Origin of the sequence: Amycolatopsis sp. NPDC051372, assembly GCF_040682095.1 — a bacterium.
Taxonomy (GTDB): Bacteria; Actinomycetota; Actinomycetes; order Mycobacteriales; family Pseudonocardiaceae; genus Amycolatopsis.
On the sequence record NZ_JBFBAF010000010.1, the window covers coordinates 134,990 to 150,786 of the forward strand.

The 15,797-nt window shown below is 68.9% G+C and carries 14 protein-coding genes; 7 read left to right on the forward strand and 7 right to left on the reverse strand.

Annotation, left to right across the window (positions count from 1 at the left end):
• Positions 1-4: 4 nt before the first annotated feature.
• A complete protein-coding gene (tal, locus tag AB0M56_RS17530) occupies positions 5-1,120 on the reverse strand; it encodes a transaldolase (RefSeq protein WP_364176796.1) in 1,116 nt (371 codons plus the stop codon).
• Between the two features lie 30 nt (positions 1,121-1,150).
• Positions 1,151-3,253, reverse strand: coding sequence for a transketolase (gene tkt, locus AB0M56_RS17535; protein ID WP_364176799.1), 2,103 nt, complete (start codon positions 3,251-3,253; stop codon positions 1,151-1,153).
• Positions 3,254-3,775: 522 nt separating this feature from the next.
• Here tkt and AB0M56_RS17540 point away from each other — a divergent pair.
• The 5 genes from AB0M56_RS17540 to AB0M56_RS17560 all read left to right on the forward strand — a co-directional run bounded on the left by AB0M56_RS17540 (position 3,776) and on the right by AB0M56_RS17560 (position 9,030).
• Positions 3,776-4,756: a heme o synthase gene (locus AB0M56_RS17540; RefSeq protein ID WP_364176801.1), complete on the forward strand. Its 981-nt coding sequence runs from the start codon at positions 3,776-3,778 to the stop codon at positions 4,754-4,756.
• Positions 4,757-5,175: 419 nt separating this feature from the next.
• Positions 5,176-7,470: an ATP-binding domain-containing protein gene (locus AB0M56_RS17545; protein ID WP_364176804.1), complete on the forward strand. Its 2,295-nt coding sequence runs from the start codon at positions 5,176-5,178 to the stop codon at positions 7,468-7,470.
• A gap of 94 nt (positions 7,471-7,564) precedes the next feature.
• Positions 7,565-8,149, forward strand: coding sequence for an FKBP-type peptidyl-prolyl cis-trans isomerase (locus tag AB0M56_RS17550; protein WP_364176807.1), 585 nt, complete (start codon positions 7,565-7,567; stop codon positions 8,147-8,149).
• Positions 8,150-8,240: 91 nt separating this feature from the next.
• Positions 8,241-8,528, forward strand: a complete 288-nt coding sequence (locus AB0M56_RS17555) for a cold shock domain-containing protein (RefSeq protein WP_364176810.1) — start codon at positions 8,241-8,243, stop codon at positions 8,526-8,528.
• 22 nt (positions 8,529-8,550) lie between these two features.
• Positions 8,551-9,030 (forward strand): hypothetical protein, encoded by a 480-nt coding sequence (locus tag AB0M56_RS17560; protein WP_364176813.1) that lies wholly within the window; start codon positions 8,551-8,553, stop codon positions 9,028-9,030.
• A 66-nt stretch (positions 9,031-9,096) separates the two neighbouring features.
• On the opposite strand, the gene AB0M56_RS17565 is transcribed toward AB0M56_RS17560, so the two are convergent.
• On the reverse strand, positions 9,097-10,068 hold the full coding sequence (locus AB0M56_RS17565; RefSeq protein ID WP_364176816.1) for a quinone oxidoreductase: 972 nt from the start codon (positions 10,066-10,068) through the stop codon (positions 9,097-9,099).
• 100 nt (positions 10,069-10,168) lie between these two features.
• Here AB0M56_RS17565 and AB0M56_RS17570 point away from each other — a divergent pair, with 100 nt between their 5' ends.
• Positions 10,169-10,486, forward strand: a complete 318-nt coding sequence (locus tag AB0M56_RS17570) for a hypothetical protein (protein WP_364176818.1) — start codon at positions 10,169-10,171, stop codon at positions 10,484-10,486.
• Positions 10,483-11,349 (forward strand): hypothetical protein, encoded by an 867-nt coding sequence (locus tag AB0M56_RS17575; RefSeq protein ID WP_364176820.1) that lies wholly within the window; start codon positions 10,483-10,485, stop codon positions 11,347-11,349. The genes AB0M56_RS17570 and AB0M56_RS17575 overlap by 4 nt, the downstream gene beginning before the upstream one ends.
• 45 nt (positions 11,350-11,394) lie before the next feature.
• On the opposite strand, the gene AB0M56_RS17580 is transcribed toward AB0M56_RS17575, so the two are convergent.
• The 4 genes from AB0M56_RS17580 to AB0M56_RS17595 are packed head-to-tail and all read right to left on the reverse strand — an operon-like array spanning position 11,395 to position 15,694.
• Entirely contained in the window at positions 11,395-12,225 is an 831-nt protein-coding gene (locus AB0M56_RS17580; RefSeq protein WP_220238713.1) for a carbohydrate ABC transporter permease, read from the reverse strand.
• Positions 12,218-13,162, reverse strand: a complete 945-nt coding sequence (locus tag AB0M56_RS17585) for a sugar ABC transporter permease (RefSeq protein ID WP_364176823.1) — start codon at positions 13,160-13,162, stop codon at positions 12,218-12,220. The genes AB0M56_RS17580 and AB0M56_RS17585 overlap by 8 nt, the downstream gene beginning before the upstream one ends.
• 5 nt (positions 13,163-13,167) lie before the next feature.
• Positions 13,168-14,478, reverse strand: a complete 1,311-nt coding sequence (locus AB0M56_RS17590) for a sugar ABC transporter substrate-binding protein (RefSeq protein WP_364176825.1) — start codon at positions 14,476-14,478, stop codon at positions 13,168-13,170.
• Positions 14,479-14,515: 37 nt separating this feature from the next.
• On the reverse strand, positions 14,516-15,694 hold the full coding sequence (locus AB0M56_RS17595) for a Gfo/Idh/MocA family oxidoreductase (RefSeq protein ID WP_364176828.1): 1,179 nt from the start codon (positions 15,692-15,694) through the stop codon (positions 14,516-14,518).
• Positions 15,695-15,797 lie beyond the last annotated feature (103 nt).

Sequence of the window (15,797 nt, forward strand, 5' to 3'; positions counted from 1 at the left end):
GGCTTCAGCCCTTCGCCTTGTTCAGCTGGCCGGTCACCGTCTCGAGCAGCTCCTGCCAGGACTTCTCGAACTTCTCGACACCCTCGGTCTCGAGGGTCACGAACACGTCCGGCACGTCGATGCCGGCCGCGCTCAGCTTGTCGAACACCGCCTGCGCCTCGGCGCCGCGGCCGGTCACCGTGTCACCGGTGAGCTCGGCGTGGTCGGCCACCGCGTCCATGGTCTTCTCCGGCATCGTGTTCACGACGTCGCGGACCAGGAGCTGGTCGACGTAGCGGGTGTCGGAGTACGCCGGGTCCTTGACGCCGGTCGAGGCCCACAGCGGACGCTGCGCGTTGGCGCCGGCGGCGGCCAGCGCCTGCCAGCGGTCGCTCGCGAAGAGCTCCTCGAACTTGGCGTAGGCGAGCCGGGTGTTGGCGATGGCCGCCTCGCCCAGCAGAGCCTTGGCCTCGTCGGTGCCGATCTTGTTCAGGCGCTTGTCGACCTCGGTGTCCACACGGGACACGAAGAACGACGCGACCGAGTGGATGCCCTTGAGGTCGTGGCCGTTGGCCTTCGCCTGCTCCAGGCCGGCGAAGAACGCCTCGATGACGTGCGCGTAGCGCTCGACGGAGAAGATCAGCGTCACGTTGATGCTGATGCCCTCGGCCAGCGCCGCGGTGATGGCGGGCAGGCCCTCGTCGGTGGCCGGGATCTTGACCATCAGGTTCGGCCGGTCCACGGCCTTCCACAGGTCCTTGGCCTCGGCGATCGTCTTGTCGGTGTCGCGCGCCAGGCGCGGGTCGACCTCGATGGAGACGCGGCCGTCGGTGCCGTTGGTGGCGTTGTAGACGTCGCGGAACAGGTCGGCGGCGTTGCGCACGTCGCTGGTCGTCAGCTCGCGGACGGTGCCGTCGAGGTCCGCGCCGCGCTCGGCCAGCTCCTTGACCTGCGCGTCGTAGGCTTCGCCCTTTGACAGCGCGTTGGCGAAGATCGTCGGGTTGGTCGTGACGCCCACGACGTGCTTGTCGCGGATCAGCGCGGCGAGGTTGCCCGAGTTGAGGCGCTCGCGGGAGAGGTCGTCCAGCCAGATGGAGACGCCCGCCTCCGAAAGCTGTGCGAGCCGATCGGTGGTGCTCATACCTTCTTCATCCCCTTCAAGGAAGAAAATTCAGTTCTTGGTGTTGGCGATCGAGCGACGGGCGGCCTCGACGACCTTCTCCGGGGTGAACCCGAACTCACGGAACAGTGTGGCGGCGTCGGCCGAAGCACCGAAGTGTTCGATCGAAACGTTCACCCCCGCGTCACCGATGAAGCGGTGCCACGACTGCGCGATCCCGGCCTCGACGGACACGCGCGCCTTGACTGCCGGCGGCAGCACCGCGTCGCGGTAGGACTGCTCCTGCTCGTCGAACCACTCGACGCACGGCATCGAGACGACGCGGGTCGGCACGCCGTCGGCCTCGAGGGTCTTGCGGGCCGCGACGGCCAGCTGGACCTCGGAACCGGTGGCCATCAGCACGACCTCGGGAGTGCCGTCGGACGCCTCTTCGAGCACGTAGCCGCCGCGCTTCACGCCTTCGGCGCTGGTGCCCTCGAGCACCGGCACGTTCTGGCGGGTGAGCGCGACACCCGACGGGTGGTGCACGTCTTCCAGCACGGCCTTCCACGCGTAGGCGGTCTCGTTGGCGTCCGCCGGGCGGACGACGTTGAGGCCCGGGATCGCGCGCAGCGCGGAGAGCTGCTCGATCGGCTGGTGCGTCGGGCCGTCCTCGCCGAGGCCGATGGAGTCGTGCGTCCACACGTACAGCGTGGGCAGGCCCATCAGTGCCGCGAGCCGGACCGGCGGGCGCATGTAGTCGGAGAAGATGAGGAACGTCGCGCCGTACGGGCGGGTGCCGCCGTGCAGGGCGATGCCGTTGAGGATCGAGCCCATCGCGTGCTCGCGGATGCCGAAGTGCAGCGTGCGGCCGTACGGGTTCGCATTCCACGCGGACGTGGTGGCCTTCGCCGGGCCGAACGAGTCGGCGCCCTTCATCGTGGTGTTGTTGCTCTCCGCCAGGTCGGCGGAGCCGCCCCACAGCTCGGGCAGCGGGTCGCGCAGCGCGTTGAGGACCTCACCGGAGGCCTTGCGGGTCGCGATGCCCTTGGGGTCCGGGTCCCAGTGGGGCAGGTTGTCGGCGAAGCCCTCGGGCAGCGTGCGGGTCGCGAGCCGGTCGGCCAGCGCCTTGCGCTCCGGGTTCGCCGCGGCCCACGCGTCGTAGCGCTCCTGCCACGCGGCGTGCTCCTGCTTGCCGCGGTCGAGGGCCTTGCGGGTGTGGGTGATGACCTCGTCGTCGACCTGGAAAGTGCGCTCGACGTCGAAGTCGAGGATCTCCTTGACCGACTTGATCTCGTCGGCGCCGAGCGCGGCGCCGTGCGCCTTGCCGGTGTTCATCTTCGTGGGCGCCGGGTAGCCGATGATCGTCCGCAGCGCGATGAACGACGGGCGCTCGGTCTCCGCCTTGGCGGCCTTGATGGCCTCCTCGATCGCGGTGACGTTCTCGCCGCCCTCGACGACCTGAACGTGCCAGCCGTAGGCCTCGTAGCGCTTCGCGGTGTCCTCGGACAGCGCGATGTTCGTGTCGTCCTCGATGGAGATCTTGTTGTCGTCCCAGAAGAGGATGAGGTTGCCCAGCTCCTGGCGGCCCGCGATCGACGAGGCCTCGGAGGTCACGCCCTCTTCGATGTCGCCGTCGGAGGCGATCGCGTAGATGTGGTGGTCGAAGATGCTCTCGCCGGGCGCCGCGTCGGGGTCGAGCAGGCCGCGCTCGCGACGGGCGGCCATCGCCATGCCCACCGCGTTGGCCAGGCCCTGGCCCAGCGGGCCGGTGGTGGTCTCGACGCCCTTGGTGTGGCCGAACTCCGGGTGGCCCGGGGTCAGGGAACCCCACGTGCGCAGCTGCTTGAGGTCCTCGAGCTCGAGGCCGTAGCCGGCGAGGTACAGCTGGATGTAGAGGGTGAGGCTGGAGTGCCCCGCCGAGAGCACGAAGCGGTCGCGCCCGCGCCAGTGCGGGTCGGTCGGGTCGTGGCGCATGGTCCGCTGGAACAACGTGTAGGCGAGCGGGGCGAGGCTCATCGCGGTGCCCGGGTGACCGCTGCCGACCTTCTCGACGGCGTCCGCGGCGAGGACCCGGACGGTGTCGACGGCGCGGGAATCGGTCCCGGTCCAGTCGGCGGGCACGTCACGCCGGAGCAAAGGGTTGTTCTCGCTGGTAGAGGCGGTTTCGGACACTGAACTCGAACTCCCCGTCCTGAGGTTGTCGCTTGCTTTCCGTCATGGTGTAGCCGGTGTGCACTGCCAGTAATCTCAATCGATCCCGAAGGGACGATATTCCTGCTGGGAGCACTGCGCCGGGGTGCCACGCGGCCCGTCCGCGACAGCCTAGTGCTTGGGGTGTGCTCCGGGCAGCCGCGACGGCCGCGCCCGGCCCTTCCGGCCGGGTGATCCCGCCCATGCGGGTCGCCCGCCGTCCGCCGCTGGTCACGGACCGTGCAAAAGGGACGATCGAGGGGACCGACCGGACTCGCCGGACACCGCGACCGGTCCTTCCGGACACACCGTGCGCCGCCGTTGTCGTCGAGCGTGAACCCGGTGGCGTGACGCAGAAGACAGACCTCGGCGTGTCGAGGACCCTCGATCACCCACCGGATTCGCCACGTCTAACATCGAACGCGGGCCTGGTCCGGGAGCTTCACCAGTTCCATCGCGGTCTTCCGGATCGCAGCCCGGCCCCGAACTGACCCAGGGAGTGAAATGTCGTTGGTGAACGCTGCGCACGGACGCAGTGAGAACACCAGCGCCGAACACCCGACCGGTGAACGACCGCGTGGTGCCCGGCGAAGTGTCCGCCAGGTTGTGGGCGCCTACGCCGCGCTCGCCAAGCCGAGGGTGATCGAGCTCCTCCTCGTCACCACGATCCCGGCGATGTTCCTCGCGGGCCGCGAGATCCCTTCGCCGTGGCTCGTGCTCGCCACGCTCGTGGGCGGCACGATGGCCGCCGGCAGCGCCAACGCACTCAACTGCGTGATCGACGCGGACATCGACAAGGTGATGAACCGCACCAAGAAGCGCCCGCTGGTGAAGGATTCGGTGCCGCGGCGCAACGCGCTGATCTTCGGTCTCGTGCTCGGCGTCGCTTCGTTCGCGGTCCTGTATTTCACCGTGAACCTGCTGTCGGCGATCCTCGCGATCGCGACCATCCTCTTCTACATCTTCGTCTACACCCTGGGCCTCAAACGGCGCACGTCGCAGAACGTGGTGTGGGGCGGCGCCGCAGGCTGTATGCCGGTGGTCATCGGCTGGGCCGCCGTGTCCGGCACCGTGCAGTGGCCCGCGTTCGTGATGTTCGGCGTCATCTTCTTCTGGACGCCCCCGCACACCTGGGCGCTGGGCATGAAGTACCGCGACGACTACGAGCGCGCGGGCGTCCCCATGCTCCCGGTCGTGGCGACGCCGCAGCACGTGGCCAAGCAGATCGTCATCTACTCGTGGGTGATGGTCGCCTGGACGCTCCTGCTGCTGCCGGTCACCAGCTGGCTGTACGCCACCTTCGCCGTGCTCGCCGGAGCCTGGTTCCTCTTCTACGCCCACCGCCTCCAGGCCGCGGTCCGCCGCGGCGAGGAGACGAAGCCGATGTCGCTGTTCCACCGCTCGAACACGTACCTGATGATCGTGTTCGTCGCGCTGGCCGTGGACTCGGCGATCGGGTTGCCGACGCTCGGCTTGCCGTTCTGATTTTTTGACCAGCAGCGCCGCCGTGGCTTCGGCCCGGCGGCGTTTTGGCGTGTGGACCAGCCTCCACGGCCTCCGTGCCGGCTGCGCGGTCGGCTGTGGGTACGAGTTCGGCCTCGTCGAGTTCTCACAGGATTGGCCCGGTCTCGCCTGCCCGGTCCGGTCACTCCGCGTTCTGCGCAGGGCCGCTCGGTTTGCCCGCGCCGCCACCCTGAACCGCTGCTACTACGGCGATCCGGGCGACGTCCACAACCTGAGTTCGCCGGTGTTCGCCACCCCGGAGTCGCGTGAAGGTGAGCTGTTCCGCACTCTCCACGACCTCCGATCCTCCTGAGCCGCGCTCGGGAATGGCGTAGTCTGGTTGGCCGTTGTGTTCTTCCGGCTCTCCGCCGCCTTCCCCCGATGCGAAAGCAGGATCTCACTTGTCCGTGTCCCCGGACCGGGAAGCAGACCGCGCCCTCGAGGACGGTACGCCCGAGCACGCCGCCGAGCTGGCGCGTGAGCAGGCGTATGTCACGACGTTGTACGCGAAGCTCGACACCGAGCGGGTCGAGGCCCAGCGGCGCCTCGACACCACGCTGCGGCAGACCGGCGGCACCCCGCAGGCACGCACCGAGCGGGACGTCGCCACCACGCTGTACTCCGACCGGCTCGCGCAGCTCGGGTCGGTGGAGCAGGGGCTGTGCTTCGGCCGCCTCGACTTCGTGCCCGAGAGCGCCGAGGAAACGACCTACATCGGCCGCCTCGGGTTGTTCGAGGAGGACGACGACTACAAGCCGCTGCTGGTGGACTGGCGGGCGCCCGTCGCGCGGCCGTTCTACCTCGCCACGGCGGCATCGCCCGACGGTGTGCGCCGGCGCCGGCACCTGCGGTCGCTGAGCCGCAAGGTGACGGGCTTCGACGACGAGATCCTCGACCTGAGCGCTGCGGACCAGGGCCAGGACCTCGGGCTGGCGGGCGAGGCCGCGCTGCTGGCCGCCCTGGAGCGGCGGCGTACGGGCGAGATGAGCGACATCGTCGCCACGATCCAGGCGGAGCAGGACCGGATAATCCGCGCGCCGCTCGGCGGGGTGATGGTGGTGCAGGGCGCGCCGGGCACGGGCAAGACCGCCGTCGCGCTGCACCGCGCCGCGTACCTGCTGTACACGCACCGCCAGCAGCTCACCACGCGCGGCGTGCTCGTGATCGGGCCCAACAGCACGTTCCTGCGCTACATCGGCCAGGTCCTCCCGTCGCTGGGCGAGACCGGCGTGCTGCTGGCCACCATCGGGCAGCTCTATCCGGGCCTCGACGCGGAAGGCATCGAGGCGCCGGAAGCCGCGGAGGTCAAGGGGCGCCTGGTGATGACCGACGTGCTCGCCAACGCCGTACGCGACCGCCAGCGCGTGCCCGAGCCCGTGGTGGAGATCGAGCACGAGCGGGAGATCCTCAAGCTCGACCGCAAGACCTGCGTCGAGGCCCGCACCCGCGCGCGCCGCTCGCGCCGGCCCCACAACCTCGCGCGGCGCCTGTTCGTGTCCGACGTGCTCGACGCGCTCACCCGCCAGGCCGCCCGCAAGCTGGGGGAGGACCTGCTCGACGCGCAGGACGTGCAGGACATCCGCGCGGAGCTCGCCGCCAGCCCCGCTGTGGCCGCCGCCGTGAACGAGCTGTGGCCGAAACTGACGCCGGAAGGCCTGCTCGACGACCTGTTCGCCGAGCGCGAACACCTCGATCGCGCCGCCGGCAAGCTGCTGTCGGAGGCGGACCGCGGGCACCTGGAGAGCGGCCACGACGCGAAGTGGACCCCCGCCGACGTGCCGCTGCTCGACGAGCTCGCCGAGCTGCTCGGCGAGGACGACAGCGAGGAGCGCGCCGAGCGCCGGCGCCGCGAGCGCGTCGAGCGCGCCTACGCCGAGGGCGTGCTGCACGTCCTGGAGCAGGACGAGGAGATCCAGGACGAGGAGATCCTGCGCGTGTCCGACGTGCTCGACGCCGAGCTGTTCGCCGAGCGCCAGCAGGAGCGCAGCGAGCTGACCGCGGCCCAGCGCGCCGCGCAGGACCGCACGTGGACGTTCGGGCACGTGATCGTGGACGAGGCCCAGGAACTGTCCGCCATGGACTGGCGCCTGCTCATGCGCCGCTCGCCCAACCGCTCGATGACACTCGTGGGCGACGTCGCGCAGACCGGCACGCCCGGGGGAGCGCGCACGTGGGACGAGGTCCTCTCGCCCTACGTCGCGGATCGCTGGCGCCTCGAGCAGCTCACCGTGAACTACCGCACGCCGGCCGAGATCATGGCCGTGGCCGCGCGCGTGCTCGCCGTGCTCGACGTGGACCTCGCGGCCCCGGCGTCGGTCCGGGAGACGGGCGTGGCGCCGTGGTCGAAGGCGACGAGCGACCTCGACGCCGATCTGGGCGGCCTCGTCGCGCAGGAGCTGTCCGCAGTGGACGGTGGCACCGTGGCCGTGCTCACACCGGCGGCCCGGCTCGCCGCCGTGGAAGCCGCGGTGACCGCCGACGAACGCGTGAGCGTGCTCACGGTCGAGCGCGCCAAGGGCCTCGAGTTCGACGCCGTTCTGCTGGTCGCGCCGGACGAGATCGTCGCGGCGTCACCGCGCGGGCTCAACGACCTGTACGTGGCCCTCACGCGTGCGACCCAGCGGCTCGGCGTGGTCGAGACCGGTGAGGCCGTGGAGGCGCTGAAGGGGCTCGGTCACCCAGCCGACCAAAAGTAGACGGGTCCCCGGCGGGACCGTTCTCGTATGCCGCAACTGTTCCCGCCGTGGCTGTGGTCGGATGGGTGCCTGGCAGCGCGCTAGGGTGCCGGGCATGCAGAGAATCGGCAAGATCGCCTCCGTGGGCGCCGTGGCCGTGGCCGCGGCGTTCAGCCTGACCGCGTGCGGCGGCGACGACACCGCGGCCCAGCCGTCCGGCACCCCGTCGGCCCCGGCCGCCCCGTCGAGCTCGGCCGCTGCGGCCGGCGCTCAGACCAAGGGCCGCGAGTGCACCGCGGACGACATCAAGACCACCGGGACCTTCGGCCAGGCGCCGACCATCACCATCCCGGACGACTGCGATCCGCCGAAGAAGCTGATCACGAAGGACCTGGTCGCGGGTACCGGCAACGGCGCGAAGGCCGGCCAGGAACTGTCGATGAACTACACGGTCGTGACCTGGTCGGACAAGCAGGTGCTCGACAGCTCGTTCGATTCGAAGCCGTTCTCGCTCAGCCTTGGGGCCGGCGAGGTTATTCCGGGGTGGGATCAGGGCCTCGTAGGCGTGAAGCAAGGCGGGCGAAGGTTGCTCATCATCCCGCCGGACCTCGCATACGGTGACGGCCGTCCCGGAATCAAGCCGCAGGAGACCTTGGTCTTCGTGACCGATGCCGTCGAGGTACCGCTGGACAAGGGCTGATGGAGTCCTGCGCTTTCGGGTGTATTTTTCAGGAGATGTTGACCTTGAAACCCGCTGCTCATACCTTGCTTAAGGGGAGGTGAAATCTCGAATGGCGTGGTCCGATGGTCGGAAGTATATCGGCCGGGTTCGTCAGTGGGACAAGTACAACGGGTGGGGGATCGTCGATTCCGACAGTTTCGACGATCCGATCTGGGTTCATTACTCCTCGATTGATCCGACCAGTTGGGGAGTGCTCGCTGGCGGTTTTCTCCATCTCTACGCTGGTGACGAGGTTGAGCTGATCGTCGAGCATGCCGAACAGGATGAGTTTCATCTCCGGGCAGTCTGGGTAAAGTCGACGAACGAGGGTGGCAATGAACCGAAGGCGAACGGTTAGATGTGTTTTTCTGGGTGCGTTCTTGCTTATTTTCACCGAGTTGACTGCGGGTTCTGCCAGTGCTGATTTCTACTTCACGTTCACGACGGATCATCGATCGTTTGACGCATCGGACTCGAATGGTCGGTTCACTGGCTTGGCTGATACTCGCCCGATGAATTCCGTGCCTATGGCGTGGTCTTTTCGTATCTCGCCAGCCGTGCAAGCGATCGCTGCTAGCCCCATGGATTGCACGGCTGGCCACATGCAGTTGACGTATCACGATTCACATCGCGGTGTACCGGTTGACTACGTCTGGCACTCCACGGTGCCGGGGAACATGTCCGACAACACCAAGTACACCTTGTATGGTTATTGCACATTTAAAGTGAAGAATTCCGGAACCGCGAATCTGAAGTTCGTGTTCGAGTACTCCATGTTCTGCGGTCCTTGCGGACCCCGTCCATCAACCCACCCCGAGCGCAATTTTTCCACTCGCTTCGACATCGACTACAGCCGCTGAGGGTGCTGTCCTGCCGGGACGCTGAACCGCCGGGCCGGGCGCGAGCCTGGCCCGGCGGATGACGTGTCACGGGATGAGGATCAGCTTCCCGGTCGTCCGGCGGCCCTGCAGGTCTTCGTGGGCCTTGCGGGCGTCGGCCAGCGGGTAGCGCCCGCCGATGCGGATGTTCAGCGAACCGTCGGTCACGGCGGCGAACAGCTCGTCCGCGCGCCAGTCGAGCTCTTCGCGCGTGCGGACGTAGTGGCCGGACGTCGGGCGGGTCAGGAACAGCGAGCCGCCCGAGTTGAGGCGCTGCGGGTCGATCGGCGGCACCGGGCCGCTGGCCGCGCCGAACAGCGCGAGCATGCCCCGGATCCTCAGGCTGGCCAGGCTGCCGTCGACGGTGTCCTTGCCGACGCCGTCGTAGACCACGTGCACGCCCTCGCCGTCGGTCAGTTCGCGCGTGACCTTGGCGAAGTCCTCCCGGTCGTAGCGGATCACGTGGTCGGCGCCGGCCCCGCGGGCCAGCTCGGCCTTCTCCTCGGTGGACACCGTGCCGATCACGCGCGCGCCCCGCGCCTTCGCCAGCTGCACCAGCAGCAGGCCGACGCCGCCGGCCGCGGCGTGGACCAGCACGTCGTCGCCCGGCTTGACCTCGTACGTCGAGCGGACGAGGTAGTGGGCCGTGATGCCCTGCAGCATCGTGGCGGCGGCGACCTCGTCGGACACGCCGTCGGGCACCTTCACGGCGCCGGCCGCGGGCACGAGCTTGCGCGCCGCGTAGCTGCCCAGCGAGCCCTGCCAGGCCACGCGGTCACCCGGGGCGAACGCCGTCACGCCCTCGCCGACCTCGGCCACGGTGCCCGCGCCCTCCAGGCCGAGCACGAACGGCAGGTCGATCGGGTAGATGCCCTGACGCTGGTAGGTGTCGATGTAGTTGACACCGGCCGCGGCCACGTCCACCAGCAGCTCACCGGCACCCGGCGAGCCGACCTCGACCTCGGTGACCTCCAGTACCTCGGGACCACCGGTCGTCCTGACCTGCACAGCGGACGGCATGTTTCCTCCTCGCGTCGGGTTCGGCTCTCACCAAGTGCCAACTATGGCCGACGCCACGCTTGTTCCGCGCCACCGGGTGAGACCGGTTAAGCTCGCCGACGTGGCTGAGGAGACCGAGCAGACGCCCCCCGCACCGACCGGCCGGCAGCTGGCCGCCGCCCGTGACTTCGTGGCGCGGCACGGGAAACCGTCGCGCGCGGTGGTCGAGAACATCGGCCGCGCCGGCGCTCGCGTGGTGCTCGTGGGAGCCGACGGGGCCCTCGGCGACGTGATCGTGCCGGTCCCGGAGACGGGCACGGCGCTCGTCGAGGCGGTCGAGGACCTCGAACCCGCCGAATGGGACAGCGAGACGGTGAAGGCGACCAAGATCGGCGCGGCCCACCGCCGCAAGATGGCCGGTCCGCGAGCCGGCCGGTGAACCGCGAAGCGATCTTCGTCGCCTGCGCGCAGATGCCGGAAGGCGACGGCGACGACACCGGCGCCGCGGCCGCCCTCGACGACCTGGGCTTCGCCGTGCGCTGGGCCGTGTGGGACGACCCGGGCGCCGACTACGCGAGCGCCGACCTCGTGGTGCTGCGCGCGACCTGGGACTACCCCGAGCGCCGCGCCGAGTTCCTAGACTGGTGCGAGACCGTGCCGACGCTGGCCAACCCCGCCGCGGTCGTGCGCTGGAACACCGACAAGTCCTACCTCGCCGAGCTGATCGAGGCCGGCGTGCCCACGGTGCCGACCACACTGGTCGAGCCGGGTGAGCAGGCGAAGTGGCCGAAGGTGCCGTTCGTGGTGAAGCCCTCGGTCGGTGCGGGCTCGCGCGGCGCCGCCCGCTTCGGCGCCGACGCCGCCGGTGCGGCCGAGCACCTGCGCGAGCTGCACGCAGACGGCCGCACCGCCGTCATCCAGCCGTATCAGTCCAGTGTGGACACCCAGGGCGAGATCGCGCTCGTGTACTTCGGCGGCGTTTATTCGCACGCCTTCACGAAAGCGGCGATGCTCGGCGCCGGCACCGATCCGTCCGGCCTGTTCCTCACGGAGAAGCTCGCCCCGGCCGTCCCGGCGTCCGGTGTGCGTGCCGTCGCGGAAGACGCCCTGGACGCGGCGTGCTCGCTCATGGGCATCCTGCGCGCCGAACTGCTCTACGCCCGCGTGGACATCGTGCGCGGTGAAGACGGGCACCCGCTGGTGCTGGAGCTCGAGCTGGCCGAACCGTCACTGGGCTTCCGCAACGCCGACGCGGGGGCCCCGTTGAGGTTCGCGTCGGCGGTGCGGCAGCAGCTGGCCTAGTTACTTCAAGCCCGGTCACTTCAAACCCGGTCACTTCAAGCCCGGTCACTTCAAGCCCGACGACGCCAGCCCGTCGATCACCCGGCGCTGCAGCAGGATGAACAGGATCAGGATCGGCGCCATCGCCAGCAGGCTGGCGGCCATCAGCACGGGGTAGTTCACCGTCACGTCGCCGGCCAGCGTGGCCAGCGCGGCAGACAGCGGCATCTGCGTGGCGCGCGTCGACACCACGAGCGGCCACAGCAACTCGTTCCACGACCACAGCACGGCCGAGATCGCGAGCACGCTGATACTCGGGCGCACCACCGGCAGCAGCACGCTCCAGAACGTCCGCAACGGCCCGCTGCCGTCGATGCGCGCCGCTTCCTCCAGCTCCGCCGGGAGGTTGAGGAAGGCCGTGCGCATCAGGAAGGTGCCGTACGCGCTGAACAGCCCGGGCGCGACGATGCCGGCCAGGGTGTTGAGCCAGCCGAGGCCCTGCACGATCTGGTACTGCGAGATCAGGTACGCCTGCGAGGGCACCAGCAGGATCGACAGCACGAGACCGAGCAGCACCGCCCGCCCGCGGAAGCGCATGCGGGCGAACGCGTACCCGGCCAGCGTGCAGAGCACGATCTGGGCGAGCGTGCGGATCACCGTGATGAGCACCGAGGTCCACAGCTGCGACAGGAACGGCAGCCGCTGGAACACGGCCGCGTAGTTCTGCCACTGCAGGTGCGCGGGCCAGAACGTGGGCGTCACGCTCTGCACCTCGGCGTTGGTGGACAACGACATCACGATCTGCCACAGGAACGGGAAGGCCATGATCAGCCCGCCCACCCCGAGCACGAGGTGGATCAGCGCGTGGGACTGCCGCCGGCGCCGTGTTCTAGGCATTGCCGGTCCACCTCCGTTGCAAGCGGAACTGCACGAGCGTGACGAGACCGATGAGCACGAAGATGACCATCGCGATGGCCGCGGCGAAACCCTTGTCGTTCTCTACGAAACCCGCGTCGTAGAAGTAGTAGACGAGCGACATCGTCTTCGGCAGCACCGCGTTGTGGTTGCCCAGCAACGCATACAGCAGGTCGAAGAGCTGGAAGCTCGCGATGGTGGTCACCACGATCACGAAGAACACGCTGGGCGCCAGCTGCGGCAGCGTGATCGAGCGGAACTGGCGGAAGCGGCTCGCGCCGTCGAGCTCGGCGGCCTCGTACAGCTCCGTCGGGATGTTCTTCAGGCCCGCGCCGAGCACGATCATCGAGAAGCCCAGCGAGGACCACAGGCCCACCACGGCCACCGCGGCTAGCGCGAAGCCGGGGGTGTTGACCCACGATGGGCCGGTGATCCCGACCCGCGACAACGCCCAGTTGAGGATGCCGTAGTCGCCGTTGAAGATCATGCGCCATACCAGCGCGACGGCGGCGGGCATCGCCACGTACGGCAGGAAGAACAGCACGCGGTAGAACTGCGCGAACCGCAGGCCCGGGGTGTTGAGCAGGCTCGCGAGCCACGCCGCGATCGGCACGCCGAGCAGCACCACCGCCGTGTAGATCAGGGTGTTCAGCAGCGACCGGTACAGCTGGGGGTCGGTGAACAGCCGGCTGTAGTTGTCCAGCCCTGACCACTTGAAGCCGCCGAACACGCCCCAGGTGGTGAACGAGTAGAACGCTGTCTGCAGGATCGGCCAGATGTAGAAGGCGAGCACCCCGGCGAGCAACGGCAGCACGAACGCCCAGGGCCACAGGCCGTCCCCGCGCCGGACGCCGCGCCGCTTCCGCCGGGTGGCGGGAGCGGCGGGCGCCGGAGCGGACTCGGAGACGTCGGCGGACACGGCGCTCATTCCTTGGCCAGGTCCGCGTTCATCTGTGACGCCAGGTCCTTCAGCGCGGCGTCGACGGGTTTGGTGCCGTCGAACGCGTCGGGCAGCAGGTTGGTCTCGAGCGTGTTCCACGCGGCGGTGTTCTTCGACACCGGCAGCGGCTTGGCATAGGGGACCTCGTCCAGGAACAGCTGCAGGTCGACACCGGGCATGGACTTCGCGAACGCGTCCTGCGTTCCGGTGTAGGCGGGGATCACCGCACCGAGGTCACCTTGCTGCTGCTGGGCTTCCTTGCTCGCGAGGAACACCTGCAGCGCCTGCGCGGCCTGCTTGTTGGGACTGTTCGCGGCGACCACATTGGACAGACCGTGGATCACCGTGGCCTGCTGGTCGCCCTTCGGTACGGGGAGCACGGCGATGTCCTTGGCGACGGGCGCGGCGGCCACCTCACTGCGAGCCCAGCTGCCGCCCTGGTACATCGCCGACTTGCCGGAGACGAACCACTGGTCGCCCGTGGTGTCGGTGAGTTGCTTGATCGTGGGCATCGCCTTGGACTTCACGAGGTCGGTCCAGAACTGGATGCCCTTCGCGGTGGCCGGGCTGTCGTACCCCGACTTCTTGCCGTCGGGTGAGATCACCGAGCCGCCGGCCTGGAAGATCGTGTTGTAGTACGTGCTCTGGCCGCTGTCCATACCGGCGGTGATGCCGTAGACGCCCTTGCTCGAGAGCTTCTGCGAGATCTGCGTGGCGGTGGACTGCAGGTCGGCCCACGTCCAGTCCTTGCTCGGGATCGGCACGCCGGCCTCGGCGAACAGTGCCTTGTTGATCCACACGCCGATGGTGTCGAAGTCCTTCGGCACGCCGTACTGCACGCCGTCCAATGTGTACAGCTGATCCAGTGACTGCGGGTAGTTCTTCGGGTCGATCGCGCCGGCCTTCACCTCACTGGTGACGGGCGCGATCTTGCCGTTGCTCGCGTAGAGCTGGAAGTTGGGGCCGTTCATCCAGAACAGGTCGGGCAGGCTGTCGCTGGAGGCCTCGGTCTGCAGCTTGGTGAAGTAGTTCGCGTACGGGGTGACGTCCACGTTCACCTTGATGTTCGGATATTTTTTGTTGAACTCGGCCAGGTTGGCGTTGATCGCCTTCACCTGGGTCTGGTCCCAGACCGCGTAGGTCAGGTTCGCCGAGACGCCGGCGTCGGGCGGGCTGTACGGGGTGTCCGAATCGGACGCAGTGGACGCACCCGTGGACGAGCACGCGGCGAGCGTGGCGGCGGCGGCCACCGTGCCGGCCACCGCGGCCAGGGCTCGGCGGGGGAATGAAGCCATCGGGATTCCTTTCAGCGGGCGGGGGAGACGATCAGGGTCAGCGGGTGCCGGCGGGGAAGTGGGCGCGCACGGCGGCGGGCAGTTCGGGCACGTCGAGCGGGACCGAGCCGTTGCGCAGCGACCGGGTGGCCAGCGCGCCGGCGGCCACGGCCTCGCGGGCGGCGACCGGCGAGAGCGTCGGCGTCTCGCCGTCGATCACGTAGCGCAGGAATTCGGTCATCGTGAGCAGGTCGGCGTCGGCGTGACCTTCTTCGACGCCCGAGATCGGGTACTCGCGGTCGCCGTCGGCGGACCAGCCGCGGCGGTGGTTCCAGACCTTCACCACACCGCCGCCGGTGTCGCCGAAGTTCTCGGCGCGGCCTTCGGTGCCGATCACCGTGTAGTTGCGCCAGTAGTCCGGGGTGAAGTGACACTGCTCGTAGCTGGCGAGCACGCCGTTGTCGAGGGTCATGAGCACCAGGGAGACGTCCTCGACGTCGACCACCTCGTTGAGGCCGGTCTGCGCGGCGGGGGGCCAGTTGTCGAAGGAGAACCAGTCGTGCATCAGCTCGTTCTCGTGGCCGCCGCGGTCGGTGATGCCGCCGTAGACCGCGAGCTGCCCCATGCCGACGACGCGGCGGGTGTAACCGCCGGCGAGCATGTGGATCACGTCGAGGTCGTGGCTGGCCTTCTGCAGCAGCAGGGAGTTGACCTTGCTGCGGTCGGCGTGCCAGTCCTTGAAGTAGTAGTCGCCGCCGTTGCCCACGAAGTGGCGGCACCACACGGTTTTGACCTCGCCGATCTCGCCGCGGTCGACCACTTCGCGCAGCGCGCGGGTCACGCCCGAGTGCCGGAAGTTGTGTCCGATGTAGAGCGGCGTGTTCGACTCCTGCGCGGCGGCCAGCACGGCGTCGGCGTCTTCGAGCGTGATCGCGAGCGGCTTCTCGAGGTAGACGGCGATGCCCGCGCGCAGCAGGTCGACGGCGATCTCGGCGTGAGTCCAGTCCGGCGCGGTCACGATCGCGGCGTCGACGAGTTTGCGGTCGATCAGATCCGTGTGCTGCTCGACGACGTCGATCTCGCCGAACAGCTCACGGGCCCGGGCGCGGCCGGCCTCGGTCGGGTCGGCCGCGGCCACCACGGTCGCGGCCAGCCCGGATTCCGCGATGTGCCGGGCGATGACGGCCCGCTGGCCGACTCCCACCACACCCACGCGGACAGCTTCGCCGTTTCCCACCTGGTCACCTCACCTCTGCGTGATATTGATCCGTATGATGGCAAACCAATCACTAATGCACAACACGCGATGATGCGTCTGCTCAGACGCGTGCGCGAACCGT